Genomic DNA, 1,723 nt, shown 5'->3' on the forward strand with positions numbered 1-1,723 from the left:
ACCGCGCTGTCGCAGCCATTGCACCACCGGCCGCAGGGCGGTGCTTATGATGATACCGGCGATCAGGAGCAGAATGACCTGATGAAAGCGAAACAGCAGCCAGAAGCCCAGCGCCACCACGCCTATCACCAGTGTGGCGATCACCAACTGGCGGGTGGTGAGTTCCGGCAAGGGGAGACCGAGCTTGTTGTTGACCATACGTCCGCCGTGCGCCTCCCAAGTAGCGTCGCGCCCTGTCTTACTGTTACTGACGACCCATCAGACGGCTGAGCCGCCACCAATCCAAGAGAAAGAATAGCAGAGCATAGCCAAATAGCAACGCCAGCAGGAGTACACTGGGTACTTGCCCACGCAGCATGACACTTTGCAGGAGACTAATGCCATAGGTGACCGGCAGCGACCACGACACGGCCCGCACCGGTTCCCACAGCCGGTAGAGAGCCAGGAAGAAACCGCTGAAGAAGATGCTGGCCAACAGCAGGATCATGGCGTACTGGACGGCCTGACTGTCCGTCTTGGCGAGCAGGGAGATGAAGAAGCCCAGACTCAGTGAGGCGCATAGCAGAGCCAGAACCACCAGCGCGTAGTTGCCCCAGTTACCCAGCATGGGCACGTCTAGCACAAAGACCACCAGCGCCGTCAAAATGGCCCCAATGGCCGCAGTCATAATGAGGTAGCCAATGAATTTGCCGACGAGCGTCTGGAAGGCGGTGACGGGCGAGGCGCGGAAGATCTCCAGCGGCCCATCCTGCCGCTCGCGGACGATGGACAGCCCGGCCAGCGTGACGGCGATGTGTTGCAGGAGCAGGGCAATGACCGCCGGCACAAAGAAGTCCGTCGGCCCCAGGCTGATGTCGGTGATGCTCAGCGTCTTGCTGGTGAAGGGCGAGATGATGACCTGCGAATCGAGGCGCTGGTATTCGCTCAGCAGGCTGTCGATCTCGGTCAGGTCGGCCTCGATGACGGCGGCCGTCTGGGCCCGCTCGCTCACCGGCGTGGCCGCCCCGCCCGTCGGGTGCAGCGTCGCGGCGTTCTGCTGGAGCGCTTGCAGCCGGGCCTGGAGCGTGTCCGCGCCGGTCGTGTTCTCCATACCCGATAGCAGCACCAACCCGGAGCCGGCGGCCACAGCCAGCAGCCCCAAATCCTCATCGAGTTGCGCGGCTGAGCTTTGCGCCGCCTCTTCGTCGCCCGCTTCCAATGCCAGGCGGGTCGCTGCCGCCGCCTCGCGGGCCAGGGCCGTCTGCTCCTGAAGGGTGCGCGCCTCAACCTTGCCCTGGTCGGCAGCAGCCAGCAAGACCTGGCGGTTGATCTCCTCGGTGTAGTTGCGGCCCAAAATCTCGATGTAGGTCTTCTCGTAAGGGTCGATCTCGTAGTGGTAAAGCGAAAACTCCGCCTGCCGGTTGGCGCGCACGTCGGCCAGCGGATCCGGCGGCACGACGATGACCAGGTCTACCTGTTGTTGGCGCAGTAGCCGGTCGGCTTCCGCGGCGTCGGTGATGACGCCCTGCGATGCGAACTGTTGGCCCAGGCGCGTGGAGTATTCCTGGACGAGCTCGGTCATTGGGCTGCCCTCGGCCACGACGAAGAGCGTCCGCAGTGTGCGCGCCTCCTCGCGGTAGCCGATACCGAACAGCAGCAGGATCAGGAACGGGCCGAGAATGAGCGAGAAGATCAGCCGCGGCTGACGCAGGACGCTGATGATCTCTTTGCGAACAAAGGCGAA

The 1,723-nt window shown here is 63.4% G+C and carries 1 protein-coding gene and 1 pseudogene; both read right to left on the reverse strand.

Annotated elements, in window-relative coordinates; translation table 11 throughout:
- Window positions 1-198, reverse strand: a pseudogene (locus tag ACE3UY_RS16225) (hypothetical protein); the annotation flags it as partial.
- Between the two features lie 46 nt (window positions 199-244).
- Window positions 245-1,723: ABC transporter permease (locus tag ACE3UY_RS16230; RefSeq protein WP_374688537.1), on the reverse strand; the 1,479-nt coding region annotated here is incomplete at its 5' end.

Source organism: Promineifilum sp. (SeqCode), assembly GCF_041918635.1.
GTDB lineage: Bacteria > Chloroflexota > Anaerolineae > Promineifilales > Promineifilaceae > Promineifilum.